Below are 26,495 nucleotides of genomic sequence, written 5' to 3' on the forward strand. Positions count from 1 at the left end.
AGTAAGAAAATGACGATTCAAACAGTAAATCTAGGTACAGCACCGACTGGCGCAGGTGGGGATACATTCCGCTCTACTGGCGCAAAAATGAATGAAAACTTTACGAATAACAACCATGCAGCTAGTCGTTATGTTGGGACTGCGGATGGTAATTTGCTAGAAGTTGGAGCTTTTGGTTTTGGAGGTTCTGGCAGTGTAGTTGGCAATATATCGACAGTAACGGACGCTAGAAATGCGCTTGGTAATCAATCAAAGATCTTTCGTGTTGATGGTGGTTCGGTACTACAGCTTTATTCACCTGCTTTGCATCTAAAGTCTTCTGATACACATGTAGCTGTTTCATTTGGAGCACTAAGTGGGGATGTAAAAATTATTGGATGGACAGACAGCAGCACAAATTTAACTGCTCAATATTTTCTGAGAACCTCATCAAATACAACAGTAGATGCAAACGGGTTTTTAAAGAATGCTTCACCAGTCGTTAAGCTATTTGCAGATAAAATTGAACCTAATGATGAAGCTGCTGAACAGCCGCTCTCTTTTGAGAAACCGGGTATTGGCCATTACCTTGTAAAAGGATCCTCTGGATTCGCCAAGGAGGGATGGTGGATTGAGATCCCAACAGATACCCATGGTAATAAAATCTGTGCGGTAGAATATCAAACGCTTGAAAATGGCGATCTTGAAATTAAAACATACAAGAAAAAAATGAATGAAGAGGGTGATATTGTTGCGAATCTCGATGCACCAATCGATATTCCGAACAATGCAAATGGTGAGCCGCGATGGATCGACATTCGATTAAACAGCATTAAAAAGACAATCGTTAGAAAAATTCCAAGAACAGAAAAACAACCGCGTATGGTTCAGCAAGTAAAGTATGCTCCTCAGCTTACTTACATCACTAAATATGAAGATTTATTTGATGATGAAGGAAAAGCTGTAATTGTGGATGGCAAGAACTATAAAAAGCCAGTAACCCACATTCAAACTGATCAAAACGGCACACCCATCCTATCAAATCAACCAGTCATTAATGAAAATGGTGAGCCAGTTTTTGAATGGGTTCAAGCAGTTGATAGTGAAGGAAATCCTGTTTTTGATGATGTGCCAGTCTTAGACAAAGATGGAAATCCAATCTATGACGAGGTGACTTATGACCCTGAATAGTGATTTCCAGAAGCTGTATGTTGATGGATTAATTCATTTGTATGAATTAGATGCCAGTTCACTTGGAGCTGGCATTTTACGTTTCCACGGGCATATAGCTTTTCAAGACTGGGAGAAAATCTACTCTTCAATTGGTTCTGAAGGTTTAATTGGTGCTGATTCTGGCAGCATTGGAAAGATATTCGATGCTGGTGATCAGAAGGTATGGAACCGCAATATTATCTGGCAAGGTCAAGTATTTGAGCCAATGGCACTCGAAGTAAGTGGCCTTGAAATGAGTTCAACAGGTAAAGCTTCAGCGCCGACATTGACAATGGCAAACAATATTAACGGTATTCAACATGCTGTTTCTGCTTATTGTCTGCAATTTAAAGATTTTGCAGGTGCAAAGCTAAAAGTTATTACTACTTTGGCTAAATATCTAGATCCTGAAAATTTCACTTCTGGCAATCCTTTAGCATCGAACGAGTCTAAAGAACAAACTTGGTTTATAGAACAAAAGACATCGGAAAATGCTCAGCAAGTAACTTTTGAGCTTTCTAACCCGATTGATTTTGAAGGTTTGAAAATTCCTGTACGTCAAATTACTTCTTATTGTAGTTGGGAATATCGCGGGGAAGAGTGTGGTTACACCGGGGCAGCAATGTTTACTGAGAAAGATGAGCCTACAGACAATCCTGCTTTAGATCGTTGCTCATACAGATTGTCTGGTTGTGAATGTCGATTTAGTAAAAACAAGCCTTTACCCTTTGGCGGATTCCCAGCTTCAAGCATGTTGTGAGGTCTTATGAAACTGACAGCAAAAATTAAAAAAGCAATCATGGCCCATGCTGATGCATGTTACCCGCATGAAAGCTGTGGGGTGATTGTCGAAAAGCAATATATTCCTTGTCGCAATATCGCTGAACAATCTGATCAGTTTGAAATACATCCCGAAGACTTGGCAAGTGCTGAAGATCAAGGCGAAATCTTAGCTTATGTGCACTCTCATCCAGATGGAACAACAAAAGCTTCGGAACTTGATCTGATTCAAATTGAATTACATCAAAAGCCGTGGGTAATTTGTTCATATCCGGATCTGGATTTTCAAGTTTATGAACCTTGTGGTTATCGCGCCCCCTTAGTGGGGCGTAATTATTTTCACGGTTGGCAAGATTGCTATGCACTGATTCGTGATTTTTATAGTCGTGAATTGGGCGTAGAGCTGAAGGATTTCGAGCGTAAAGATGCATGGTGGGAAGATAAAGACCATCCATCACTTTACCTTGAAAATTACGAAAAAGCAGGTTTCTTTGAAGTTGATACACCGCAGTATGGCGATATGCTTGTTTGTCGTGTTGGGCGTACCGAGCATCCAAATCATGCAGTTATATGGTTGGGTAATAATGGGCAGCTTAAATCGGAACAAACTGAGCATTGCATCGGTTCAAGTTTAATCCTTCATCATCCGTATAACCGTAAATCTGTGCGGGAAATATATGGTCAGCAATGGCATGAGCGCACTGTGAAAATCTTAAGGCACCGAGATGTTAAAAACAATTAAGTTGTACGGCATTCTAGGGCAAAAGTTTGGTCGTGAATTTAAGCTCGATGTCGCAAATACGCGTGAAGCCATGCGTGCTTTATCAGTTCAGATCGCTGGCTTCGAACACTTCATGACGCATGCCCATGAACAAGGGTTGGCTTTTGCAATTTTTCTTAAAGGTAAAGGTTCAGGCAATAAGCGAGGCAAGAAACGCCCAGCAATTTACGATCATGAAACAAAGCGCTTAATCACTGGTGACAATATCGGTGAAGAGCAGCTTGATATGTCTACTGAAGCCGACATTATTCACATCGTCCCGCGTGTAATGGGAGCTGGTGGTAATAGTGGAGTCTTACAATTAGTTCTTGGAGTAGTTCTGATTGTTGCAGGTGTGATGACTGGCGGTACGTCTTCAGCTTACGGTGTTGCATTAATTGGCGCTGGTGCAGGCATGGCTATGGGAGGTGTTGCATCAATGCTCATGCCGAAAGCCCAAACTAATCAAAATCAAAACCAAGACGGGAACCGGGCAAACTTTGGTTTTGGGAGTGCAGTAACCACAGCCGCTCAAGGTTATCCAATACCGATTCTCTATGGTAGACGTGAAGTCGGCGGCTTCGTATTAAGTGCTGGTCAATATCCAGAAGATCAGATGTAAATTTTATTAGATTTTAGGCGCTTTTAAGCGCCTTTTTTATTGCGTGGGATTTGATATGACAGCGATGGTAAAAGGCGCAAAAAAGGGAAGCCAGCAACCAAGACAACCAGTAGTTGCACCGGACTCCGCACAATCTAAAACTTATATTAAAGAGTTGATTGGTCTAGCGGAGGGTGAGGTCGAAGGATTAGCAAACGGCTATCAATCAATTTTGCTTGAAGATACTCCGTTGCAAGATGAAAACGGCAACAAGAACTTTGAAAACGTTACTGTTAATTTTAGATCCGGAACAAACGATCAAGAATACATTGAAGGCTTCCCGGCAGTTGAAAATGAAATCCCGATTGACGTAGAGCTTAAATCATCTACACCTTGGGTGCGCTCTTTTAACAACCTAGATCTTGATGCAGTACGTTTACGTTTACGTTGGGGTCCACTACGCAACCAAGACCCAACAACGGGTGATGTTACTGGATATACCATTGAATACGCGGTGGACTTGCAAACTGATGGCGGTGCATGGTCAGAAGTATTAAGAGCAAAAATTTCAGATAAAACATCTGATAACTATGAGCGTCCGCACCGTATTGACCTTCCAAAAGCTGATATTGGCTGGCTCGTTCGTGTTCGCCGAATTACGCCAAATTCAACTTCTGAATATATCAGCGACAAAATGTATGTTAAGGCTGTTACTGAAGTAATAGACGCGAAATTACGCTATCCAAATACAGCATTAGTTTCATTGCAATATGATGCAGAAACCTTTGGTGGGTCAGTCGCAAAACTAGCGGTTGATTTGAAAGGCGTAAAAATTAAGGTACCGACAAATTACAACCCCGGAACTCGCGAATATGTTGGCATGTGGGATGGTACTTTTAAACGAGCTTATTCGAATAACCCAGCTTGGATTTATTACGATCTTTGCACATCTAAGCGGTATGGAATTGGTGAGCGAATTACAGATGGAATGCTTGATAAATGGTCTTTATACCGTTTAGCCCAATACTGTGATGAGTTGGTACCAGACGGGTTGGGCGGTCAAGAACCACGTTTCACATGTAACATTTATCTTCAGAGCGCTGAAGATGCTTATAGCATTCTTACAAAATTAGCAGGGGTATTTAGGGCAATAACTTATTGGGATGGGGATAGTATTGTTTGTGATGCTGATATTCCACAAGATACCTATTTCACATATACCCGTGCAAATATTATCGGGGAGCCGGATCATAATGGTACACGTGCCCGTGATAGACATAATGCAGTAAAAGTAGCTTGGGATAACCCAGCCAATCACTATAAGACTGAATATGAATTTGTGCGTGATGAGAAAGCCATTTCTGAAATGAAACAGGTGCGCTTACTTGAACTTGATGCGTGGGGGTGCACATCGCGTGGGCAAGCACAACGAGCAGGCTTGTGGGCTTTAAAGTCTGAACAACTTGAAACACGTACTGTGACTTTTAAAGTTGGATTAGACGGCCATATTCCTTTGCCGGGTAAAGTGATTGAATTTGCGGATCCTATTTTTGCTGGAAGAGCAAACGGTGGTCGTGTATCTAAAATATCAGCAGATCGTAAAAGCATTACGCTAGATCGTGACGACGTTGTGGCAGTTGCTGGTGACCGATTGATTATTAATGGCGAGGATGGCAAAGCTCAAACTCGAATTGTTCAATCGATCTCGGGTCGAGTGGTTACAGTTACTCATGAGTTTGATGCGATTGCAGCACAAAACGTCTGGGTGATTGATGCTCAAGATTTGGCAACGCTTAAATTTAGGGTTTTGTCAGTAGTTCAAAGTGATTCACATCAATTTACTATTACTGCGCTTGAATACAATCCGAAAAAGTTTGATGCAATCGATCATGGCGCTCATTACATCGATGTACCAATTTCAATTGTTAATCCCAATATTCAAGAACCAGTTTCAAATATTGTTATTACAAGCGAAGATCGGGTGGATCAAGGTATTAATGTTGCCACTATGGTTGTGTCTTGGACGCAAGCAAAAGGTGCGGTTAAGTATCTGGTTGAATGGCGGAAAGATGATGGGAGTTGGATTAAATTACCAATCACGGGTAATAATTCAATTGAGGTGCCGGGTATTTATGCTGGTAACTATCAAGCAAAAGTTTCAGCGGTTAATGCTTCGGATATTTCATCTTTACCGACTTATTCAGTTGTCACTAAGCTCAATGGTAAGCAAGGTTTGCCACCAGCTTTAGCGTTCATCCAAGCAACAGGTATTTTGTTTGGTATGCGCCTAAATTGGGGTTTTCCGGCCACAGGTGCACTTGATACGGCTTATACCGAGATTCAAGTATCGCCAGATGGCACAAGTAACATTGCTCAATTGGGCTTATTCGCTTATCCAACAACGACTCATACTCTGCAAGGTTTACAGCCAAATCTGACTCAATTTTATCGGGGGCGTTTGATTGATAGGATTGGAAATATTGGGCCATGGTCGGATTGGACTCATGCGACAACTTCTGCCGATGCAACAGATGTTCTTGAGCTTTTAAATGATCAAATCAGTGAGTCTCAGCTCAACCAGGATCTTAAAACCAAGATTGATCATATTGAGACTATTGATGCTGAAATAGGTCCACTTAAGCAAGATATTCAGAATACGAAAGATCGGATTGCACAAGAAGTCATTGATCGTCAAAACGCTATTCAGCAAGCTTCAGATGGCCTTTCACAGCAAATTATTGATGGTGATGAAAGTGTTCTTGAAGTTGTAGAAACGGTCAAGAAATCAAGTGATGATGGTCTTGCGGCGGTTCAGGAAGATATTCGTGTTGTTGCAGATGATCTTTCATTAGTTGCTGAAAAAACAGATGGTGTGTATGCACAACTGAATCCTGCATTGATTGGCTCTGAATCAGATCTAATTGGTAACGATCAAGGTTTTGCTGGCACATGGTCTGTTCAATCGGCAATGATCGAAGGAGACTTGGCACTTAGTAAGCGCATTGATACAACCGTTGTTGAAGTAAATGATTTACGTGCGTACGCTCAGCAAGAGGTTCAAGCGCGTATAGAGGGTGACAAAGTAACAGTTCAAAAGATTGATACTTATATTGCTAGCAATGATAGTGCTTTAGCCACGGTACGCCAATCTGCACAAGTCGCGGTAGATCAGTCTTCGGCAAATGCTGAAGCAATTGATTCAATTAATCTTGAGCTTGACGATAAAGCTTCAACTGGTGAACTTGAGCAAGTTAAGTCTGATATTAAGAATGTAGATGACAAAGTTAATGCCCAAACGATCAGACTTGATGGTGTCTATGCTCAAATTAACCCGCCTTTAATCGGCTCGGAATCCGAGTTAATTGGTAATGAGGGAGGCTATGCGGGTGTCTGGTCTGAACAGTCAGCGCGTATTGAAAGTGATTTAGCACAAGCAATTCGTACAGATACAATTCAAACTGATTTGAATGGTAATAAAGCTGCTGTTCAAGAGGTCACTAAATCAGTCAATGGGCTATATGCACAAAAGTTCATTAAGCTTGATGTGAATGGCAAAATTGCAGGCTGGGGTGGTGCCAATGATGGCGTAGAGTCTCAGTTTATTTTTAACTTTGATTCTATTGCAATCGGAAACGGTAGTAATGGCACTGTTTCATATCCATTTATTTTCCGTACAACCCCTTTTACTGACCCAGTAACAGGCACAGTTTTCCCAGTGGGTGCATACCTAAAAACTGTCATTATGGATTATCAATCCGTCGATACATCTCATATTAAAGACTTGGCTGTACAGCGAGGCAAGATTGCACAATTAGCTGTTGGAAGTGCTCAGATTGATAATCTTGCAGTGACAAGAGGTAAAATTGCTGATCTTGCAGTTGATACTTTGAAGATTGCTGATAATGCCGTAACTGTTCCAGTATCAGCGTTTGCTGAAATCTCAGTGGGTGTTGATACTGAATATGTCACTATTCAGACTTTAAACGTTCCATCTGATATGGGGCATACGGTTTTAACCTTTGGTGCAGTCTTTAGTTTTACTGGCTACAGTCCGAAACAGCAAGTTTATTGCCGAGTTCTCAAAAATGATCAAGTCGTTTTTGAGGATCTAGAAGTTCACTTCATTGAACACACTTCAGTGGCATCTATTACCGATGCAAATGGTATGCACAATCATAATGGTTCTGCTGTTAGTGTTTCGGGTAATACCGGGCAAGATGGTTCGCATAGTCATAGCTACAATGTGAATGGTACGACTGGCTCGACAAATGCAGGAGGTACATTTCACAGTCACTCATTCAGCGCAAATGGAAACACAAACAGTGGTGGGTCACACAGCCATACTGTTAGTTTAAATGGCAACGTGACTATGTCTGATGGTGGTGAACATAGACATAACATTTTAGTGACTGGTAACTCGCGTAGTGCTGGAACAATTAATATTTCAAGACACGATTCAACAGGAATAGCAGGGACATTCAAATTGCAATTGAGAGTTGTTGCTGGTGGTTCCATGAATGTGTCTCAACGTTATATTCATGCAATGACGATGAGGAAGTAATGGCATATTTTGCAGTTTATGAGGTTGAAACAGGTGAAATACAGAATTTAATAGAATGCCCTGAATTTCTAGCTGAAACAATTCATCTAGAAGAGGGGCAACAATTTTTAGAAGTAGATCACCAGGTGTCAGCAAATAAATACTTGGTCAAAAATGATGAGTTAGTCTTAAGAGATTAACTCATCCAATAGTTATGAAGCACCCTAAATTGGGTGCTTTTTTTATGCCGAAATTAGGGGGGCTGCATGGCAGACAATCAGCAAATTATAGATACATCGACCGCTTTGGCGGCCAGCAAGGGTGCAACATACGGGGGAAGTGTGGCAGGAGCAGTTTCGGCGTGGATCGGGTCAATCGATTTAGCATTTTGGGTCAGTATCATCATTGGTTTAGCTGGTTTTTTAATGAACTGGTACTACGCCAGAAAGAAAAATAAGCGCGATGAAATTGCACTTAAAGCCTATTTAGAAAGCTTGGAAAATAAAGGTGACTGTAATGTCAAACAAGACTAAATATGTCGCCGCATTCTTAGCAGCTTCGGCTGCTTTTTTTGTGGGTGTAAAAAACGATGAAGGGTTTACATCAAAGCCAGTAATTCCCGTTAAGGGGGATCGGCCAACACAGGGCTACGGTTCAACATTCAAACCTGATGGCTCCCCAGTAAAAATGACAGATCCACCAATTACACGCGCGACTGCAGATAAATGGTTGCGTAATGATGTCGCAAAACGTGAAGTAGCATTTAAAGATTCATTGAAGGGCGTGAAATTATCACAAACTGAATATGACCTATACCTTGATTTCACGTATCAATACGGTGTGCCAACATTCGCAAAATCATCAATGCTTAAACACTTGAAAGCTGGTCAATATAAAGCGGCTTGCGACTCATTACTTAAATATAAGTACGTTGCAAAGCGCGATTGCTCTATTCGTAAAAATGGATGCTATGGCGTCTGGACTAGACAGCTTGAAAGACATGCTAAATGTATAGGAGCGCAGTGATGTGGATTGTATTTGCTGCTAAATATTGGCGAGAAATCATTATTGTGTTTCTCGCTTTTTTATTGGCCATATCTTTGGCCGTACTCAATTACAAAACTGGTCAGCTAAAAGAAGCTGAACAAAAGTGTCAATCTCAGATCCAAGAGATTGAGCGCAAGAATTTGAAAGCTCTTGCAGAAAAGCAAAATCAGATCAATAAAGTGAGCGCAGACTATGAGCAAGTCAAAGCAGAGCAAAACACTAAAGTCGAATATATTGAGCGTGAAGTGCAAAAGATCGTGGAGCGTCCTGTTTATAAGTCTAGCTGTATTGACGATGCTGGGGTGCAGCAACTCAATGAACTCATTAAAGCCGGTAATACCAGCTAACCTATTGCAACCATGCCCAGATCTGAGCGAATTGGCAGGCACAACTGGTAAAGACTGGATGATCTGGGCTGTGCCTACAGTTGCAAAATATAATGACTGCAAAGCAAGACACGGTGCGCTTGTGAAGGCTCTTGAGTAATGACTTTTTAGTGTGCAATTATTTGCTCAATAATCTGGATAATTGCACATTTTGAGCAAAATTATTCTCAACTGTATTCTCTCGAGGTTTTTCATGCAGCAATTAATGATTATGGTCACAGAAGTTGGAAAGCTTGAGCATTCGTGTAATTTGCTTGCTGAGGTAAACAAAGGCGGTAAAGTCCTAAAGGTTTTCGACTACAACGGCAATCAATTACCAATAAACATTGATGGTACTGTGACATTTAATAGGCGCCGTTGGGAACTTCCCATTAAAGTAGATTTAAAATAATTTTGAATGTAGTTTTAAAATACGTAAAACAAGACAAATGCAGATTTAAAAAATAGTGCAACAAAAGTGTAGCAATCATATTTAACCTACTGATTTATATAAGTAACAACCGCTCTAAATTGAGCGCTTTTTTTACAACAAAAAAAGGTAAATTTAGCGAAATAGTACTTTTTCATTGTGCAAAGTTTGATATAACTAAATACGCTTTAGAAAAAACAAGATAGTGAAATTTTTTTGTCTGTTAACAAAAAGTCTAGTTTCAGAATCTTTAAATATTGAATAAATTGTTGGGAATCCTAGTTGGAATTTTAATATTTTCCTATATAGAAAAATTTATCTTTGTCAATAGTTATGCAAGGGAAAATGCTTACTATTTAGGAATGTGATATTAGTATTCAGCTTAATTTAAATCGGTATACTAGGATTCTCTTGGTATAAAAAGTAGCAACTTCAGGAAAGACAATGACTGCACGTATTCAAAAAGGCAAGTTAGCGATTGCTAAAGAACTTTACGATTTTATCGAAAATGAAGCTTTACCAGGTTCTGGTTTAGATAGTGAAACTTACTGGAAGAACTTTGAGCAAGTTGTTGTCGACCTTAGTCCAAAGAATAAAGCATTATTGGCTAAGCGTGATGAATTACAAGCAAAAATTGATGAATGGCACCGCAACAATAAATTTGAATTAGGTGCTTACAAAGCATTTTTAACTGAAATTGGTTATTTATTACCAGAAGTTGAAGACTTCCAAATTACTACTGAAAACGTAGATGAAGAAATTGCATTGTTAGCAGGTCCACAATTAGTAGTACCTGTACGTAATGCACGTTATTGTTTAAATGCAGCAAATGCGCGTTGGGGTTCTTTATATGATGCACTTTACGGCTTCGACGTAATTTCAGAAGAAGGCGGTGCAGAAAAAGGAAAAGGATATAACCCTGTACGTGGTGCGAAAGTTATTGAGTTTGCTAAAAACTTCTTAAATGAAATTTTCCCGCTTGCGCAAGGCTCACATGCTGATGCAACTAAATATGCAATCGAGCAGAATAAACTCGTTGTGACTTTAAAAGATGGTACTAAAACTGGCTTAGCTCATGAAGCTCAGTTTGTGGGTTTCAATGGTGAAGAAGCGAACCCTTCAGAAGTTGTTCTTTTGAGTAATGGCCTACATGTCATTATTGAAATTGATGCGAATAGTCCAATTGGCCAAACTGATTTAGCGGGTGTTAAAGATCTAACACTTGAAGCTGCGGTTACAACAATTCAGGATCTTGAAGACTCTGTAGCAGCTGTTGATGCAGAAGAAAAAGTTGAAGGTTATCGTAACTGGTTAGGTTTGATGAAGGGCACTCTTCAAGAATCTATCGAAAAAAATGGTAAAACAATTGTTCGCGCTTTGAATAAAGACCGTGAAATTAAAAATTTGATCGGTGGCACAACAAAACTTCATGGTCGTTCACTTATGTTACTTCGTAACGTAGGTCATTTAATGACGAATCCAGCGATTTTAGTTGATGGTGAAGAAATTTTCGAAGGTATTATGGATGCGTTGGTAACGCCATTGTTATCAATTGCTGACATCCGTAGTGAAAACGAAAATAAAAACTCTCGTAAAGGGTCTATGTATATTGTTAAACCAAAAATGCATGGTCCTGAAGAAGTTGCTTTTGCTGTTGAGTTATTTGAGCGTGCTGAGCAAGCCCTAGGATTACCACCTAAATCGTTAAAAATCGGTATTATGGATGAAGAACGCCGTACATCTGTAAACCTGAAAAACTGTATTGCTGCTGCTAAAGATCGCACAATCTTTATTAACACTGGGTTCATGGATCGTACTGGTGATGAAATCCATACTTCTATGGAAGCTGCTCCAGTTGTTCGTAAAGAAGCGGTTAAAACACAAAAATGGATTGCTGCATACGAAAACCGTAACGTTGCAATTGGTTTGAAATGTGGTTTACAGGGTAAAGCTCAAATTGGTAAAGGCATGTGGCCAAAACCAGATAGCATGAAAGATATGTTGGCAACTAAAGCTGCTCATCCAAATGCTGGTGCTTCATGTGCTTGGGTTCCATCACCAACTGGTGCTGTACTTCATGCGATGCATTACCATCAAGTAAATGTAAAAGCACGTCAAGATCAGTTAAAAGCTGAAGAAATGTTGTCATTAGATGACTTGTTAACTCCTCCATTTGCAACTGATACAAACTGGTCAGCAGAAGAAATTAATAACGAACTTGAAAATAACTGCCAAGGTATTTTAGGTTACGTTGTTCGTTGGGTTGACTTAGGTGTAGGTTGTTCAAAAGTTCCTGATATTAACAATGTGGGCTTAATGGAAGACCGTGCAACATTACGTATTTCTTCTCAACATGTTGCCAACTGGTTACGTCACGGTATCGTGACTCGTGAACAAGTTGAAGAAGTGCTTAAACGCATGGCAAAAATTGTTGATGAACAAAATGCGAATGATCCATTGTATAAACCAATGGCAGCTAACTTTGAAACTAATATTGCTTTCCAAGCAGCTTCAGATCTTATCTTTAAAGGTTGTGAACAGCCTTCTGGTTATACTGAGCCATTACTACATGCGGCTCGTTTAAAATTAAAAGGTTATACAGGTGACTGATTTTAACCTGTTATAAAAAAAGCCTCTTCGGAGGCTTTTTTATTTTCGGTATATTTTGTGCTTATAGATAAGGCGTGAATTTATAAATAAAGGATTTCAAGTTTGATTAACTTAAAAACTCTCGATAGTGAGAATTGGCTTCTATGCGCAAAATTATCATTAGATAATTCTCAAAAGGACTACATCGCACCAAATGTATATTCTACTGCTGAGTCTAAAGTTGAGGAACACTTTAAAAAAACGCTAACTGAGAATTCAAGTTAGCGTTGAAGGAAATGGAATTAACTAAAGTTAAAAGCGATATTAATTGCTACTCACAATCCCAATTTTAGTTACACCTAAACGCTGCGCCGTAGCCATGACCATCGCTACATTTTTATATTCAGCCATTTGGTCTGGTTTAAGTTTGATTTGGTCTTGATCTTTTTTGGCGACAACACCTTGAAATAAAGTCTCTAGTGCCTTGCGGTCAGAAACCTGTTGGTTATTCCAAAATACTTTGCCTGCTGCATCAATTCTTACATCAATGATTTCAGGTGGCTTTTCATTTGTTGGTGGCGGTGTGCCATTTGGCAAATTAATATTAATCGCATTGTTTGGTGCAGGTATAGTAATAATAAACATAATAATGAGTACCAGCATGACATCAATAAGCGGTGTCATGTTCACCTCTAGCATTACATCGTCATCATTATTTGAGCCAACATTCATACCCATAAAATTCTCCTTAAAATCATTACGGGGAAGCTGGAGGGGTAGTAACAAAGGCAATTTTGCCAATACCAGCTTGTTTGGTCGTACTAATGACCTGATCTATCGCTTCAAAATGGGTAAGCTGATCTCCTCGAATATGTACCTCCGGCTGCGGCCTTTTTTGTGCCACAGCTTGTAATTTTGCTAACAATATTTCTTTATTCGGTACATAACTCTCGTTCCAGAAAATATCGCCATTCTTATTAACTGAAAGTTGAATATTTTCAGGCGTGGTCGCGTACGGAGTATTTTTTTCTTCTGGTAGTTTCACCGGAACTGTATGCGTAACTACCGGAATAGTAATAAGAAAAATAATAAGTAAAACTAACATGACATCTACGAGAGGTGTCGTGTTAATCGTTCCAATCATTTCGTCATCATCTTCAGAACCAACACTCATACCCATAATGTCTGCTCCTGATTATTTAATGCTGCGATTAATTGAATTGTTGGTATTAATTTCTCCGCTTAATAAAACTGCATGTAAATCGGAACCAAATGAACGAACATTTTCCATCACTGCTTTATTACGACGAGTCAACCAGTTGTAACCCAGTACAGCAGGTACTGCGACCGCAAGACCAATAGCTGTCATAATGAGAGCTTCACCAACTGGGCCTGCAACTTTATCAATAGATGCCTGACCTGAAATCCCGATTGCAGTTAAAGCGTGATAGATTCCCCATACTGTTCCGAAAAGACCTACGAAAGGTGCTGTAGAGCCAACTGTTGCTAAAAAAGCGAGACCGCCGCCTAAATGGTTTTGTACTTTTTCGATGGCACGTTGTATTGAAATGCTCACCCAAGTATTAAAGTCAATGCGTTCAAGTAGAGATCCGCCGTGTGATTTAGTCGAGTTAATGCCTTTTTCTGCAATAAAACGGTACGCGCTACTTTGTTCTAAACCTTCTGCAGCATTATCAAGCGAAGTTGCCTCCCAGAAATGTTTTTCAGCTTCTTTACCTTGGCGTTTGACTTTACCTTGTTGTAATAATTTAGAGATGATGATGTACCAAGTACCAATCGACATGAGTACTAAAATAAATAAGGTAGACTTAGCGACTAAGTCACCTTCACGCCAAAGGGCTTCTAGACCATATGGATTTTTAACAGTTTCACTTGTTGCAGGCTTTGGTGGTGGAGTTGGAGTAGTTGTATTTGAAGTAGCTTCAGTAGTTGCTGTTGCCACAGGAGCATTGCTCGTTTCTTCTGCGAAAACTGAGCTTAATGGAAGTAACGAGCAAGCTGCGATTAAACTTGCAGAAGCGAAATGTACTAGTGGTTGAGTTGATTTTTTCATCATATATCTCCAATATTTTTTAATTTCTTGCTAATTCAATTGTTTATTCAATTACGAATGGATATTCAATTTCATACCAGTCTTGCTGAGGCACGCCATCTTTCATTGCTGGTTTGAACGTACATAAGCTGTAGGCTTTAGTTGCTGCTTTATCTAAAATTTTGCTGCCACTCGATTTTTTTACTTTGGCATCAATGACTTTGCCGGATGTATCAACCAAAACACGTATACGCACCGTTCCTTGCTCTTCGTTCATGAGTGCTTCGCGTGGATATTCCGGTTTTTCACAGCCCGCAGAGCCTTCTGAAACACCACGAGTTACACCAGCGGGTTTAGGTGCTGGTGCAGCCGCCGCCACTGGAGCGGGTGCAGCAACAGGGCTCGGAGAAGGAGTGCTAGGTGCAGCAGGAGCCGGAGTAGCGACTTTAGTCGGTTGAGCTACTGGCGTCGTTTTTTGTACTGGTGTTGCTACTTTCTCTACTTCTTTTGGTGGCTCAGGAACCTTGGCAACTTTTTCGACCATTTTTGGTGGCTCAGGTGGTTTTTCCTTTGGTTTCGGCTCTTCCGGCTTTGGTGGAGGAGGTGGCTTAATATCCTGAATAATTTGTAATTCCACAGGTTTTTCTGCTGGTTTTTGAATATTGTTTGCTAAACCTGACATCAGAATATAGGCAACAAGAAGATGCAGAAAAATGACTGCAGCAATACCAATTAGGCGTTTGGCAGATTTATTTTCTATGTCTGTAAAAGTCATGCCCATAGTTACTCCTGAAACTGTAGACAAACAATTTTTAAATTAATGTTTGGCTAAGGATGAGTATTCGGTCTGCAAACACGATCTCTAAAGTCGTGTTTGCAAAATAACCACTTAGAACTTGTATGTACCACGTAAATAGTATGTACGTCCTGTTGGGTCACCATACCGAGGGTCATATCCGTATTGGAAATTATCTAAAACGTTTGAAGCAGATGGGTCTTCGTCGAAAATATTTTTAATACCCGCTGTTAGCTCAAGATTTTTAAAGCCTTTATAGGTACCAGAAATATTATAGAGGGTATAATCACTAACTTTGTGATGATCATATTGTTCTTCACCTATCTGATTTTGATCATCGTAACCACGTACAAACTGTTGTTCAAAAACTAATTTCCAATTTTCATATGCCCAGTTAATATTAGCTGTGTGTTTCCATCGGACGACAGCAGGGTCCTCATATAGACCAACCTGTCCTGTCCATGGCTCACCTTTTGAGTCGCGATAATCTAGTTTGGATACATAAGTCCCATCAATTCCAAAGCCAAAACGGCCAGTGGATGTCATTGGAGTTAAATAATTTAGGCTAATATCAAAACCTTCTGTTTTCATGCCACCAGAGTTGAATAAGTTGGTTTTTATATAGTCGATAGTACCATCAGCATTTCTTACAAAGAGAGCAGAGTATTTTTCAGGTTCCCCAAAGATGGTGGCTTCTCCCACCTGAGCAATTAGGTCGTCAATTTTAATATTGAAATAGTCAACCGTTAGTACAAGATTTTTAATTGGTTCAAAAACAAAGCCGGCAGTAAATGATTTTGATTCTTCTGGTTGTAAATCTTTTGAGCCTCCCTGTAATTTCATAAATTGAGTATTACAAAAGTCATTTTTATTTTTCCCTTCTACGACCTCACCGCCTGGGCAATAAAGTGGGTCATTATATTTTGCACCAGTATAAGTTTTGCTTTGAGCAGCATTAATCTCATATAGGCTTGGTGCACGGAAACCTGTGCTATATGAAGTACGGAACATGAGTTGTTTTAATGGTTCCCAACGGATCGCGAATTTAGGATTAAAAGTATCGCCAAAGTCACTATAGTCATCGTAACGGGCTGCAAGTTGTGCTTCGATCGTTTTGGTTATAGGTATTTGTAATTCAGCAAATGCAGAGGTAATGTCTCGGTCACCGGAATTATCAGGTTTACTAGGGTCTGTACCACTACTAGGAGCTTGACGGACTAAATCTGCATTAATATGTTGTTTCCAATCTTGATTAGTAAAGCTGCCTCCTAAAGCAAAACCAACCTCACCAGCAGGTAAAGTAAAAATAGGGCGGCTAATACTGAAGTCAGCAGTAGTGGATTCTAAAGTTGCTTCATTATATTTCCCTTTAACTGATAAATTATTCCAGATATTACGATCACTACTTTCACCAAATGGGTTTAATGTTCCGTTATTTAATGCATCTTGTAATTTAGTCTTATTTAATTGACCAGTAACGAAATTATCTGAGGCTTCACTTTTTGCATAGGTAACACCTGTGTTTAAATCCCAGCCCCATACGTCACCTTCCAAACCTGCAAAAAGCCGATGTGATTCATTAATTGATTTAGCTATACGGTTTCCTGCATGTGATCGTAAATAGAGTTCAAGGGGAGCACCACTTAACCCTTTAACGCTAGGAACAATACCATTGCCTGGATAATATGGACTATCACTTGGAAGGGTGACGCGAGTTGACAGATTACTGCGGCTAAATGGGTCAGGGGCAACAGAAGTGATAACTTCACTACGTGAATAAATATATTCACCAATAGCATTTAAATTATCGTTAACTTTGAATGTACCACGTCCTAAAACAGAAACGTTTTCTACATCTGGTTTGATACCTATCAAAGCTTGAGTATTTGCATAACAGAATCCTTCTTCTGCTGACTCTGCGGGACCCAAACATTGACCATTTTGAGCATAGGGATTTCCTGAAACTCCAGATATAGGGTCATAAAAATTTGAGGTAAAGGCATTAGCAGAGCGTCCATCAAGACCGAGTTCTGGTAATACTCCTCCACGTTCAGAAATTCTTCGGTCTTTCGCCATAATGCCGTTAGTACGACGATAATCTACAACACCGAAAATATTAAAACCATCTTCATCTAAGTCGCCGTAGCCACCAAAGATAGAAATATCTTGTTTATCACCACCTTTGTGTTCTGGTTGTAATAAACCTGCGCTAATACCTACACCTTGATATGTTTTTTTTGTAATGAAATTAATAACCCCTGCAACAGCATCAGCACCATAAACTGCTGAGGCACCATCACGTAAAACTTCAATACGATCAATCATTGCTAAAGGAATAATATTTAGGTTTACAGTGGAAGTACCAAAAGGGTTCGCTGCGAGGCGTCGTCCATTAAGTAAAACGAGTGTTTTATCACTACCTAAACCCCGAAGGTTAGCAGTAGAACCATCGGTATTACTGGCACCCACATTCTGGTCAGTTGAAAAACCTGCCTGATTTGAACTTACACGGGTTAATGCTTCTTCAACTGTAGTAACGCCAGCATTTGCGAGATCTTCGCCTTTAATAATGGTAATCGGGGAAGCACTTTGTGCCGCAACCCCTTTAATTGAAGAACCTGTAACGGCAACTTTTACGACTTTTGTTGGTTTTTCATCGGTACTTGATTGTTCGGTTTCTGCTGCTTGTGCCATGGTAAGACACATCATGCTTAAACTAAGGGTGCTTAATTTAAGAATTGTTTTGCCAATCTTGGGGGTTGCCTGAGATCGAACATTGTATTTTTTTTTCATCGTGGACTTGATCCCTTTTTGTTGTCGTTAGCGATATTGCTGGAAAGTTTTTAAGCAAAGCAAGTGCCAACTATATATTTTTCTTTTTTTAGTTTATGCAAAATATTGATAAATATTGATTTTATTATGCTTGAGTATGATGCTTTAGCTTTTTTGATATAAAAATAAATTTTCCATTTGGAAAATTTTTTCATGTTGGCGAAAAGTTTCAAATTTATTTGTATAAAAAATATACATTACTGGACTCTTCACATGCTTATTAAATAAAAATGTATCGTTTTAGAGCCTTTTAATATGTAATGTTATAATATTTATCACTCCATGGTTAAATTATATTTTTATTATTAATCAATATATTGTTTTAAAATATCTATAATTTAGGCTTGATCTAATGTGGATCATAATTAATTTTTAATGTATTTTATTTGTGCATTTAAGGTATTAGATGATTAACTTATATGAATATAATATTTGGCAAAAAGTTACTTTTATTTATATAGTTCAAACGTTTTTAAGTATCTAATAAAAATATGAATTTTTAATGTTTTTGAATATTTTAAGATGGATATTAATAAATGGCATGAAATTCGCTTTATATTCAATGGTTACAAAACACTAGGTATTTGAGTTTATTTTTTCCATTTGATCAAATCGAAAGAGGATAAAGGAAAGTAAATTTTAAATCCTAAATAGGCCTATCTGTTGAAAAAGAACTTTTCTTATGCAGATTTAGATGTTACTCAAAAGGATAATATCTTTTAAAAAAACTAATTACGTGGGTATGAACTTGAAATTAAAATTTTTTAAGCTCGCCATTTTAAGTCTGGCTATTACATCAGTTCCTTGTGCTTACGCAATTACGCCAGCGCAACCAAACAAAATTTTGCATGTTGCCTATGAGGCCCCAGATGATGGCTTCGATATGGTCAAAACCACCAATTTCTATAGTGCTAGTATTGCTGAGGCAATTTTTGAGCCTTTACTCAAATATGACTATCTAGCGCGTCCACTACAGTTAGTTCCCAATACTGTAGAAAGCCTGCCCAAAGTGGAACAAGACGGTAAAGTTTATATATTTAAGATTAAGCCGGGTATCTATTTTACCAATGATCCAGCTTTTAAAGGTAAACGCCGTGAGTTGGTAGCTGAAGACTACGTCTATACAATTAAACGTATTTTAGACCCTAAAAATAGAGCGCCTTCTGTTTCTTTTATTGATGGTAAGTTACAAGGTGCCGATACGGTTGTAGCTCAAGCAAAGAAAACTGGAAAATTTGATTATGCTGCTCCGATTGCTGGAGTTAAAGCTCTTGATCGATATACTCTACAATTTACTTTGACTCGCCAAGACTTTAATTTTCCTTATATTCTTGCCTATATTACTTTTGGTGCTGTTGCTAAAGAGGTTGTTGACTATTACGGTGACCGTATTGGTATGCATCCCGTAGGTACTGGTCCTTATATGTTAAGTAAATATGTACCGAGAAGTAAAGTCGAGTTAGTTGCTAATCCTGATTATCGTGGTTTTGTCTGGAATTTTAAGTCAACAGGAACACCTTGGGATAACCAACTTGTTAAGGAAATGTCTGGAAAGAAAATGCCACAAGTTGGCAAGGTGGTGGTCAGTATTATTGAAGAAGAGCAGTCACGATGGTTAGCTTTTCAGTCTGGACAACTAGACTTTGATAAACTCACAGCGAATGCTGTTCCTCAAGCTTTAGATGGAAATCAGCTTAAAGCTTCTTTTAAGAAGAGAGGAATTAAGCACTATCCAAATAAGGATCCTGAGATTACCTATACGATGATGAATATGCGGGATCCAGTGATCGGTGGTTTTAGCCCAGAAAAAATAGCGCTTCGTAGAGCAATTACTCTGTCATACAATCAAAAAGAAAGCATACAACAAGCTTATAAAAGTCAGGCTGTTAGATCACAAATGTTTATACCTGAAGGTGTAAACGGATATAACCCTAAATATAAAAGTAGCGTAGGATATAATCCGCTATTAGCAAATAAACTACTTGATCATTATGGTTATAAAAAAGGGGCTGATGGCTACCGGACCTTACCAAATGGCAAACCTTTAATTTTAAAAATCAATACAGAAAATAGCTCAGCATCGGTTATTCATTCAGAACTCTGGAAAAAAAATCTAGATGCGATTGGCATTCGAGCTGACTTTAAGGTAAGTAACTTTGCAGATAACCTAAAAGCCGCTACTCAATGTAAATATATGATCTGGAGCGGTGCATGGATTGCTGACTATCCTGAAGGAGATAATTTTGCACAATTATTATATGGACCAAATGCTGGGCAGGGAAACCAAGCTTGTTATCAGTCTAAAACATATGATGCTCTTTATACTCAGGCCATTCATTTACCACCTCAACAACGGCTCCCATATTACGAAAAACTTAACCGTCAGATAGAAGCTGATAACCCTTGGATTATTCATGTAACACGAATTCGTAATTGGTTGATACAGCCTCAAGTTCAGGGGTTTAAAGCTCACCCAATGATGAATACAAACTGGCAATATCTTGATATTACCCCTATTAAAAAATAATTTTAGATAAAGATCATCATGACCGAAAATTTAAAACAAAAGCTTAAGCACTGTAGTGTCGGCCTATTCTTTGCCGGAATGGCTTTAACGGGTTCTATATCTATTTTTGCGAAAAGCCCAGCCGATCCAAATAAAGTTTTGCGTTATGTATTCCCAACAGCTGAAACAGGCTTCGACCCAGCTTATGTACATGACTTATATTCAGCGCATGTACTCACATCTATATTTGAAACTTTATATACCTATGACTATTTGGCAAGACCAGCAAAATTAATCCCACACGTGGCTACGGCTATGCCAGAAGTGAGTGCAGATGGTCTGACTTATACCATTCATATTAAGAAGGGTATTTACTTTACAGCCGACCCAGCGTTTAAAGGTAAACCTAGAGAGTTAACAGCTTACGATTATGCATATTCTTTTAAGCGGTTATTAGACCCGAATTTACGCTCACCCAATAGTTGGTTATTGGAAGATAAAATTGAAGGTATGAATGCTTTAGTCAAAGCAGCCAATAAATCCGGAAAATTTAATTACGATCAAAATGTAAGTGGTTTACAAACACCTGATAAGTACACTTTGGTGATTCGGTTAGTAAAACCAGACTATAACTTTCCTTTATTACTGGCCCATGATCCGACAGGTGCGGTGGCACGCGAAGTCATCGAGAAATATAAAGATAAAGCTGGTTTTGTTATGGGGCATCCAGTAGGAACTGGACCTTATATGCTCAGTAAGTGGATACCTGCCTCACGTATTGTTTTAAAAGCAAATCCTGAATATCGAGGTTTTATCTGGAACTTTAATGCCAGTAGCCCCGGGGATGAAGCAATTGTAAAGCGCCTTAAAGGTAAACAAATGCCTCAAATCGGCACAATTGATATTCAGGTCATGGAAGAAAACCAGTCACGATGGTTAGCATTCCAGCGTGGTGAGGTAGATATCATTCAGCTTGAAGGGCAATTAGTTTCAAAAGCGATTAAAGACGGTAAATTAAGACCCGAGCTTGCAAAAGAAGGCGTGCAATTATCTCGTATTGTTGATCCAGAAATTAGTTATATCTATTGGAATCTCAAAGATCCCGTTGTTGGAGGAATGAGTAAAGAAAAAATTGCCTTACGCCGTGCTATTGCGATGTCCCGTTCAATAGATCAAGAGATTAAATTGGTAAGGAATAGTGATGCAGAACGTCTTCATTTCCCAGTTCCACCTGGTGTAGTGGGATATGACTCACAGTATAGAAGCAGTACACCATATTCAGTAAAAGCAGCCAATCTGCTGTTGGATCGATATCACTACAAAAAAGATGCTTCTGGTTGGCGTACACAACCAAACGGCAAGCCGCTCGTGGTCGAATATAAAGCGCGCAATGACAGTATTGGCCAACAAAGTGCTGAACTTTGGAAGAAAAACTTCGATAGCCTACATATTCGCATGGTGTATAAGCCAATGCTTTTTTCAGACTTACTTCGATCACAAAAACAATGTGAGGGAATGTTTGGTTCTTCTGCATGGATCGCCGATTATCCAGATGGGGATAATTTTATGCAGAATTTTTATGGTCCAAATACTCATATGACTAATTGGTCTTGTGGTTCGATACCAGAGTTTGATGAGTTGTACCGCCAGTCTCAACAAGTGAAGCCAGGCCCAGAAAGAGATGCGTTATATCGAAAAATGACGCGCTTGTTAGAGGTTTATATGCCTGTGCAAATGTCTTATGCACGCTATCGCAATATGTTGGCCCAACCACGAATTATTGGATATAAGAAGCATCCGATTTTACATGCTGAATGGATGTACTTCGATATTGATACAAATACGAAATCTAATCATTAAATGAAAAAAATTGGAGATACGATGAAAAATAATACACTGAAAATGACTACATTATGTATGTTGACCATAGGTATAAGTCAATTTGCATCGGCTGAAGTGACGCGTGCGACATTACCATTACTCAAAGCAGAGCAACTCCCAGCATGGTGTGATTCTAATTTAAAAAAAATTCAGCAAGAGATTTCTAGTTTTGAAAAAACGCCTGTTAAAAACGATGCTGCCGCTGCTCCGATATTAGCCAAGTGGGATAAAATTTTTGCTCATCTTGAAGATTTTTCGGGGCCCATAGGTCTATATAGTAACGTCGACCCAGATGCGAAATTACGTAAGGCAGCAGAAGACTGCGAAATCAAAATTAATCAGTTTCATACGGATATCTTCCAAAATTCAAAACTATATAACGTAATCAAAAATACAAAAGCAAATGATCCGATTGACCAGAAATACCGTCAAGATATTCTGGATCAATTTGAAGACACAGGGGTTCAGTTAGAACCAGCAAAACGCGCAAGAATGAAGGCTATTCTGGATGAGTTGACTAAACTTGAACAAGAATATAACCGTAATATTCGTGATAACCCGGGAAAACTTGAATTTACTCCTGAAGAGATGAAAGGCTTACCCGAAAGTTATATTTCGGGGTTAAAGAAAAATACGAAAGGAAATTATTTATTAGGTTTTGAGTATCCGGAATATCGTCCATTCATGGAACTAGCGGATAATGATGATGCCCGAAAAAGATATCAAATCGCTTTTACGCGACGTGGGACTGAACAGAATTTAAAACTACTCAAACAGGCAATAGATTTACGTTATGAACTTGCACAGTTATTTGGAAAAGCGAGTTATGCAGATTGGGCTTTAAAAGACCGAATGGCAAAAACACCAGAGGCTGTAAACAAGTTCTTGGCAGAAGTACAAAAAACGGTAGCACCACTTGAACGTAAAGAAGTAGAAGAGCTTCGTGCATTTAAAGCACAAACCTTAAAGACGCCGTTAGACAAAACCGAGATAACGCGTTGGAGTGAGGCTTACTGGAGCGAAAAACTTCGTAAGAGTAAATATCAAATTGATCAGGAAAAGCTTCGTGATTATTTTCCGACTTTAGCCGCACAAAAATGGTTATTTGCCATTTCATCTGATCTTTACGGTATTGATTTTAAACCTGTCAAAGTTAAAGCATGGCAGGATGAAGTTGAATATTACGATGTAGTTGATAAAAAGACAGGAAAACTCCTTGGTGGCTTATATATGGATAAATTCCCCCGTGAAGGGAAATACGGCCATGCAGCAGTTTGGGGAGTATATGGTGGCAGCACTTTAACCAACCGATTACCGATTTCAGTATTGGTGACCAACTTTAACCGTAAAGGTTTAAATAGTGATGAGCTTGAAACTTTTGTACATGAGTTCGGTCATGCTTTACATGGCATCTTATCAAATACCCGCTATACCAGTCAGTCCGGAACTTCTGTAGAGCGTGATTTTGTAGAAGCACCTTCTCAAATGTATGAAGAGTGGGCACGCCGTAAAGAAACCTTATCTAAAGTGGCCGATTATTGTGATCCAGCTTGTCCACGTGTTGACGATGAATTAATTGCCCGTTTAAAAGCAGTACATAATTATGGCCGTGGCTTGCGTTATGCCCGTCAGACGCTTTATGCACAATATGACATGGCACTTCATACGGCAGATGCCTTAAAAGTAAAACCTTTAGAAACTTGGCAAAAAATGGAAGCTGCTACAGCCTTAGGATATGTGCCAACAACTGAATTCCCCGGGCAATTCGGGCATTTAATGGGTGGTTATCAGGCAGGTTATTACGGTTATATGTGGTCTGAGGTTTTAGCGCTAGACATGCTTTCTGCTTATGGTGACAACCTGAACAACCCACAAGTGGGACAACGTTATCGTCAGACGATTTTATCGCAGGGTAGCCAAAAACCGGCAGCTGAATTGGTTAAAGATTTCCTTGGTCGTGATCCTGACAATAAAGCATTCTTTAACGAAATTACCGGACAACGGGTTAAATAAGGAATTATCACTATGCTGGCATATGTTATTCGGCGTTTATGGCAGATGATTCCGACCATGTTGGGAGTAGTGCTGCTTATTTTTATCTTATTTAATTGGGTCGGTGGAGATCCTGCCTATATTCTGGCAGGTAAGATGTCAAATCCTGAACAGATTGAAAATATCCGTAAACAGTTAGGTGTCGATCAACCTTATTATGTTCAACTTTGGATTTTTATTAAGCAAATTCTTACTTTTGACTATGGCGCAAGTTGGAGCACAGGTGAATCCGTTTCACAAATTATCTTAACCAGATTAGGACCGTCGCTCACACTTTTAATTCCACTCACCATTTTACAAACAGTTATTTCAATTATTTTAGCATTGGCTGTAGCGGCGGTACGTGGCTCTCTAACTGATCGTATGGTCATGATGTTATGTACCATCGGTATGTCGATTAGTATTTTGGTTTACATTATTGTTTTTCAATATGTTCTGGCTTATCAACTGAGCTGGTTTCCAGTACAGGGATGGAGCGATAGTTTTACCGACAATTTATTTAAGTTTTCCTTACTACCAATTCTAATCATGCTTGTGGTGAGTATTGCACCTACTTTACGTTTATATCGTAGCTTTGTGCTTGATGAAGTAAATCAGGATTATGTGAGAACCGCACGTGCTAAAGGTGTAGGGGAAAGCCGAATTTTAAGTGTGCATGTTCTACGTAATGCCTCAATTCCGATTATTACTGATGTGATGTCAAATTTACCGGCATTATTGATAGGTGCATTTTTAATTGAACGCTTTTTTGGTATTCCCGGTATTGGTCGTGAAGTGATTATTGCTGTAGAGCGTAGTGATTTTCCTGTCATCAAAGCCATTACTGTATATATTGCAGCTGCAACCATGATTTTTAATTTGATTGCGGACTTGGTCTACAAAGTGGTTGATCCACGTGTACAGTTGAAGTAGGTGGGTTATGCTGAGTGTTTTATCAAAAAGAAAGTTAGAAACCCAGACAGCTCCTGCTTCAGCGGGGCTATGGCGACTTGCCATGCGTCGTCTCCGGGCCGATAAAATTGCAATGGCATCGCTCATTGTTGTGTTGTTCTATTTGATCGTATTAATACTATCTCTAACGGGTGTGATTGCATCTGATTGGAATAAAGAAGTTGCTGTCAGTTATGCGCCTCCTACATTTATAGGTGCAGATAAGACAACTGAAGCTTTGAAAAGTACAGCCGCTGTAGATGAGGAATTACCGGAAAATCCAGTCGATCCTTTAAAAGATGTAATTCACCAACTCAAGGCTGAAATCAAACAAGAAAAGAGCTCTGGAAGTGCAATTGATTATTATGGTGTAGTTGATCCATTAGCTGATGATATGAAAGCAATTGATCAGCAACTCGGTGGACATTTACTTGATCAGCAAAGTGAACTAAAAAGTACCCTAATTTTTGGTGCTGACAAATGGGGACAAGATGTCCTTAAAAAAACCATTAAAGGCGCTGAAACTTCAATTATTGTAGGGCTTGTTTCTGCCTTACTGGCAGTCACATTAGGAACGCTTTTAGGGGCAATTTCTGGTTATTTTGGTGGTTGGGTCGATGATATTCTCAACTGGTTTTATAATATTTTTACTTCCATTCCATATTTATTATTAGTTCTTGCGATTGCTGCTGTACTACAACAAAAGGGTATTTTATCTATTGTTCTGATTTTAGGCTTAACAGGCTGGACAGGTGTCTATCGGTTAATTCGTGCTGAATATATGAAACATACGGCACGCGAATATGTACTTGCAGCTAAAGCCATTGGTGTCGGGCATTTTCGCCGTATGTTTATTCATATTTTTCCTAACGTCAGCCATATTGCATTGGTCCAAATGTCTATTTTGGTGGTTTCTTTTATTAAATCGGAAGTGATTTTGAGTTTCTTAGGGTTCGGTGTGCCAGTAGGTGTAGTGTCTTGGGGCAGTATGCTAAATGAAGCACAAAGTGAACTTCTTTTAGGTAAGTGGTGGCAGCTTGTCGCAGCCTCTGTCGCAATGGCGGTTTTGGTTACGGCATTTTCAATGTTTACTGATGCGCTACGCGATGCATTAGACCCGAAACTAAAATAAGAGGAAATCC

General features: G+C 39.2%; 22 protein-coding genes and 2 pseudogenes. 18 read left to right on the plus strand and 6 right to left on the minus strand.

The genetic code is table 11. The features are described from left to right. Positions 1 to 9 precede the first annotated feature (9 nt). The 13 genes and pseudogenes from MKL62_RS11110 to MKL62_RS19605 form a co-directional block, all read left to right on the plus strand. Complete coding sequence (locus MKL62_RS11110; protein WP_270899768.1) at positions 10 to 1,170, plus strand: phage tail fiber protein; 1,161 nt, start codon at positions 10 to 12, stop codon at positions 1,168 to 1,170. Next, positions 1,157 to 1,951 (plus strand): phage minor tail protein L, encoded by a 795-nt coding sequence (locus MKL62_RS11115; protein WP_004841999.1) that lies wholly within the window; start codon positions 1,157 to 1,159, stop codon positions 1,949 to 1,951. Before MKL62_RS11110 ends, MKL62_RS11115 begins: the two co-directional genes overlap by 14 nt. A 6-nt stretch (positions 1,952 to 1,957) precedes the next feature. Further along, complete coding sequence (locus MKL62_RS11120; protein ID WP_004841998.1) at positions 1,958 to 2,713, plus strand: C40 family peptidase; 756 nt, start codon at positions 1,958 to 1,960, stop codon at positions 2,711 to 2,713. Beyond that, on the plus strand, positions 2,697 to 3,353 hold the full coding sequence (locus MKL62_RS11125; RefSeq protein WP_169538944.1) for a tail assembly protein: 657 nt from the start codon (positions 2,697 to 2,699) through the stop codon (positions 3,351 to 3,353). The genes MKL62_RS11120 and MKL62_RS11125 overlap by 17 nt, the downstream gene beginning before the upstream one ends. A gap of 55 nt (positions 3,354 to 3,408) precedes the next feature. Continuing rightward, the gene (gene gpJ / locus MKL62_RS11130; protein ID WP_270899769.1) at positions 3,409 to 7,893 is read left to right on the plus strand and encodes a TipJ family phage tail tip protein; all 4,485 of its coding nucleotides are present in this window, start codon (positions 3,409 to 3,411) and stop codon (positions 7,891 to 7,893) included. Next, positions 7,893 to 8,072: a hypothetical protein gene (locus tag MKL62_RS11135; protein WP_004841994.1), complete on the plus strand. Its 180-nt coding sequence runs from the start codon at positions 7,893 to 7,895 to the stop codon at positions 8,070 to 8,072. The genes gpJ and MKL62_RS11135 overlap by 1 nt, the downstream gene beginning before the upstream one ends. 66 nt (positions 8,073 to 8,138) lie before the next feature. After that, complete coding sequence (locus tag MKL62_RS11140; protein WP_000774828.1) at positions 8,139 to 8,405, plus strand: holin; 267 nt, start codon at positions 8,139 to 8,141, stop codon at positions 8,403 to 8,405. Further along, the gene (locus MKL62_RS11145; RefSeq protein ID WP_004841992.1) at positions 8,389 to 8,898 is read left to right on the plus strand and encodes an endolysin LysAB3; all 510 of its coding nucleotides are present in this window, start codon (positions 8,389 to 8,391) and stop codon (positions 8,896 to 8,898) included. Before MKL62_RS11140 ends, MKL62_RS11145 begins: the two co-directional genes overlap by 17 nt. Then, a complete protein-coding gene (locus MKL62_RS11150; RefSeq protein ID WP_004841990.1) occupies positions 8,898 to 9,266 on the plus strand; it encodes a hypothetical protein in 369 nt (122 codons plus the stop codon). Before MKL62_RS11145 ends, MKL62_RS11150 begins: the two co-directional genes overlap by 1 nt. Beyond that, positions 9,235 to 9,405 carry a hypothetical protein gene (locus MKL62_RS11155; RefSeq protein ID WP_171066203.1) on the plus strand — a complete coding sequence of 57 codons (171 nt, stop codon included), beginning with the start codon at positions 9,235 to 9,237 and terminating at the stop codon, positions 9,403 to 9,405. The genes MKL62_RS11150 and MKL62_RS11155 overlap by 32 nt, the downstream gene beginning before the upstream one ends. 93 nt (positions 9,406 to 9,498) lie before the next feature. Beyond that, positions 9,499 to 9,696, plus strand: coding sequence for a hypothetical protein (locus tag MKL62_RS11160; RefSeq protein ID WP_031965403.1), 198 nt, complete (start codon positions 9,499 to 9,501; stop codon positions 9,694 to 9,696). 462 nt (positions 9,697 to 10,158) lie between these two features. Then, on the plus strand, positions 10,159 to 12,324 hold the full coding sequence (locus MKL62_RS11165) for a malate synthase G (protein WP_005128784.1): 2,166 nt from the start codon (positions 10,159 to 10,161) through the stop codon (positions 12,322 to 12,324). A gap of 102 nt (positions 12,325 to 12,426) precedes the next feature. Further along, positions 12,427 to 12,558 (plus strand): annotated as a pseudogene (locus MKL62_RS19605) (GNAT family N-acetyltransferase); the annotation flags it as partial. A 69-nt stretch (positions 12,559 to 12,627) separates the two neighbouring features. Here MKL62_RS19605 and MKL62_RS11170 read toward each other — a convergent pair. From MKL62_RS11170 to MKL62_RS19650, 6 genes and pseudogenes are all read right to left on the minus strand, one after another. Continuing rightward, a complete protein-coding gene (locus MKL62_RS11170) occupies positions 12,628 to 13,041 on the minus strand; it encodes an ExbD/TolR family protein (protein WP_000525666.1) in 414 nt (137 codons plus the stop codon). Between the two features lie 19 nt (positions 13,042 to 13,060). Next, positions 13,061 to 13,483 (minus strand): ExbD/TolR family protein, encoded by a 423-nt coding sequence (locus MKL62_RS11175; protein ID WP_005128783.1) that lies wholly within the window; start codon positions 13,481 to 13,483, stop codon positions 13,061 to 13,063. 15 nt (positions 13,484 to 13,498) lie between these two features. Continuing rightward, positions 13,499 to 14,380, minus strand: a complete 882-nt coding sequence (locus MKL62_RS11180) for a MotA/TolQ/ExbB proton channel family protein (protein ID WP_002009183.1) — start codon at positions 14,378 to 14,380, stop codon at positions 13,499 to 13,501. 40 nt (positions 14,381 to 14,420) lie between these two features. Next, the gene (locus MKL62_RS11185; RefSeq protein ID WP_000525879.1) at positions 14,421 to 15,137 is read right to left on the minus strand and encodes an energy transducer TonB; all 717 of its coding nucleotides are present in this window, start codon (positions 15,135 to 15,137) and stop codon (positions 14,421 to 14,423) included. A gap of 108 nt (positions 15,138 to 15,245) precedes the next feature. Next, on the minus strand, positions 15,246 to 17,945 hold the full coding sequence (locus tag MKL62_RS11190) for a TonB-dependent receptor (RefSeq protein ID WP_005128782.1): 2,700 nt from the start codon (positions 17,943 to 17,945) through the stop codon (positions 15,246 to 15,248). A gap of 519 nt (positions 17,946 to 18,464) precedes the next feature. After that, positions 18,465 to 18,557: pseudogene (locus MKL62_RS19650) on the minus strand (hypothetical protein); the annotation flags it as partial. A gap of 163 nt (positions 18,558 to 18,720) precedes the next feature. Here MKL62_RS19650 and MKL62_RS11195 point away from each other — a divergent pair. The 5 genes from MKL62_RS11195 to MKL62_RS11215 are packed head-to-tail and all read left to right on the plus strand — an operon-like array spanning position 18,721 to position 26,485. After that, the gene (locus tag MKL62_RS11195) at positions 18,721 to 20,511 is read left to right on the plus strand and encodes an ABC transporter substrate-binding protein (RefSeq protein ID WP_109850670.1); all 1,791 of its coding nucleotides are present in this window, start codon (positions 18,721 to 18,723) and stop codon (positions 20,509 to 20,511) included. A gap of 15 nt (positions 20,512 to 20,526) precedes the next feature. Next, entirely contained in the window at positions 20,527 to 22,350 is a 1,824-nt protein-coding gene (locus tag MKL62_RS11200) for an ABC transporter substrate-binding protein (protein ID WP_109850669.1), read from the plus strand. Further along, positions 22,351 to 24,384, plus strand: a complete 2,034-nt coding sequence (locus tag MKL62_RS11205) for a M3 family metallopeptidase (protein ID WP_109850668.1) — start codon at positions 22,351 to 22,353, stop codon at positions 24,382 to 24,384. A gap of 12 nt (positions 24,385 to 24,396) precedes the next feature. Then, positions 24,397 to 25,335 (plus strand): ABC transporter permease, encoded by a 939-nt coding sequence (locus MKL62_RS11210; RefSeq protein ID WP_000881924.1) that lies wholly within the window; start codon positions 24,397 to 24,399, stop codon positions 25,333 to 25,335. A 7-nt stretch (positions 25,336 to 25,342) separates the two neighbouring features. After that, positions 25,343 to 26,485 carry an ABC transporter permease gene (locus MKL62_RS11215; RefSeq protein WP_000953840.1) on the plus strand — a complete coding sequence of 381 codons (1,143 nt, stop codon included), beginning with the start codon at positions 25,343 to 25,345 and terminating at the stop codon, positions 26,483 to 26,485. Positions 26,486 to 26,495: the final 10 nt, after the last annotated feature.

The organism is Acinetobacter sp. AOR01_HL, from assembly GCF_027855455.1.
GTDB lineage: Bacteria > Pseudomonadota > Gammaproteobacteria > Pseudomonadales > Moraxellaceae > Acinetobacter > Acinetobacter baumannii.

Bases quoted from the DNA above. Each gene is read 5' to 3' on its own strand.
- MKL62_RS11110 (WP_270899768.1), top strand. From the start codon at position 10: ATGACGATTCAAACAGTAAATCTAGGTACAGCACCGACTGGCGCAGGT.
- MKL62_RS11115 (WP_004841999.1), top strand. From the start codon at position 1,157: ATGACCCTGAATAGTGATTTCCAGAAGCTGTATGTTGATGGATTAATT.
- MKL62_RS11120 (WP_004841998.1), top strand. From the start codon at position 1,958: ATGAAACTGACAGCAAAAATTAAAAAAGCAATCATGGCCCATGCTGAT.
- MKL62_RS11125 (WP_169538944.1), top strand. From the start codon at position 2,697: ATGTTAAAAACAATTAAGTTGTACGGCATTCTAGGGCAAAAGTTTGGT.
- gpJ (WP_270899769.1), top strand. From the start codon at position 3,409: ATGACAGCGATGGTAAAAGGCGCAAAAAAGGGAAGCCAGCAACCAAGA.
- MKL62_RS11135 (WP_004841994.1), top strand. From the start codon at position 7,893: ATGGCATATTTTGCAGTTTATGAGGTTGAAACAGGTGAAATACAGAAT.
- MKL62_RS11140 (WP_000774828.1), top strand. From the start codon at position 8,139: ATGGCAGACAATCAGCAAATTATAGATACATCGACCGCTTTGGCGGCC.
- MKL62_RS11145 (WP_004841992.1), top strand. From the start codon at position 8,389: ATGTCAAACAAGACTAAATATGTCGCCGCATTCTTAGCAGCTTCGGCT.
- MKL62_RS11150 (WP_004841990.1), top strand. From the start codon at position 8,898: ATGTGGATTGTATTTGCTGCTAAATATTGGCGAGAAATCATTATTGTG.
- MKL62_RS11155 (WP_171066203.1), top strand. From the start codon at position 9,235: ATGAACTCATTAAAGCCGGTAATACCAGCTAACCTATTGCAACCATGC.
- MKL62_RS11160 (WP_031965403.1), top strand. From the start codon at position 9,499: ATGCAGCAATTAATGATTATGGTCACAGAAGTTGGAAAGCTTGAGCAT.
- MKL62_RS11165 (WP_005128784.1), top strand. From the start codon at position 10,159: ATGACTGCACGTATTCAAAAAGGCAAGTTAGCGATTGCTAAAGAACTT.
- MKL62_RS11170 (WP_000525666.1), bottom strand. From the start codon at position 13,041: ATGGGTATGAATGTTGGCTCAAATAATGATGACGATGTAATGCTAGAG.
- MKL62_RS11175 (WP_005128783.1), bottom strand. From the start codon at position 13,483: ATGGGTATGAGTGTTGGTTCTGAAGATGATGACGAAATGATTGGAACG.
- MKL62_RS11180 (WP_002009183.1), bottom strand. From the start codon at position 14,380: ATGATGAAAAAATCAACTCAACCACTAGTACATTTCGCTTCTGCAAGT.
- MKL62_RS11185 (WP_000525879.1), bottom strand. From the start codon at position 15,137: ATGGGCATGACTTTTACAGACATAGAAAATAAATCTGCCAAACGCCTA.
- MKL62_RS11190 (WP_005128782.1), bottom strand. From the start codon at position 17,945: ATGAAAAAAAAATACAATGTTCGATCTCAGGCAACCCCCAAGATTGGC.
- MKL62_RS11205 (WP_109850668.1), top strand. From the start codon at position 22,351: ATGAAAAAAATTGGAGATACGATGAAAAATAATACACTGAAAATGACT.
- MKL62_RS11210 (WP_000881924.1), top strand. From the start codon at position 24,397: ATGCTGGCATATGTTATTCGGCGTTTATGGCAGATGATTCCGACCATG.
- MKL62_RS11215 (WP_000953840.1), top strand. From the start codon at position 25,343: ATGCTGAGTGTTTTATCAAAAAGAAAGTTAGAAACCCAGACAGCTCCT.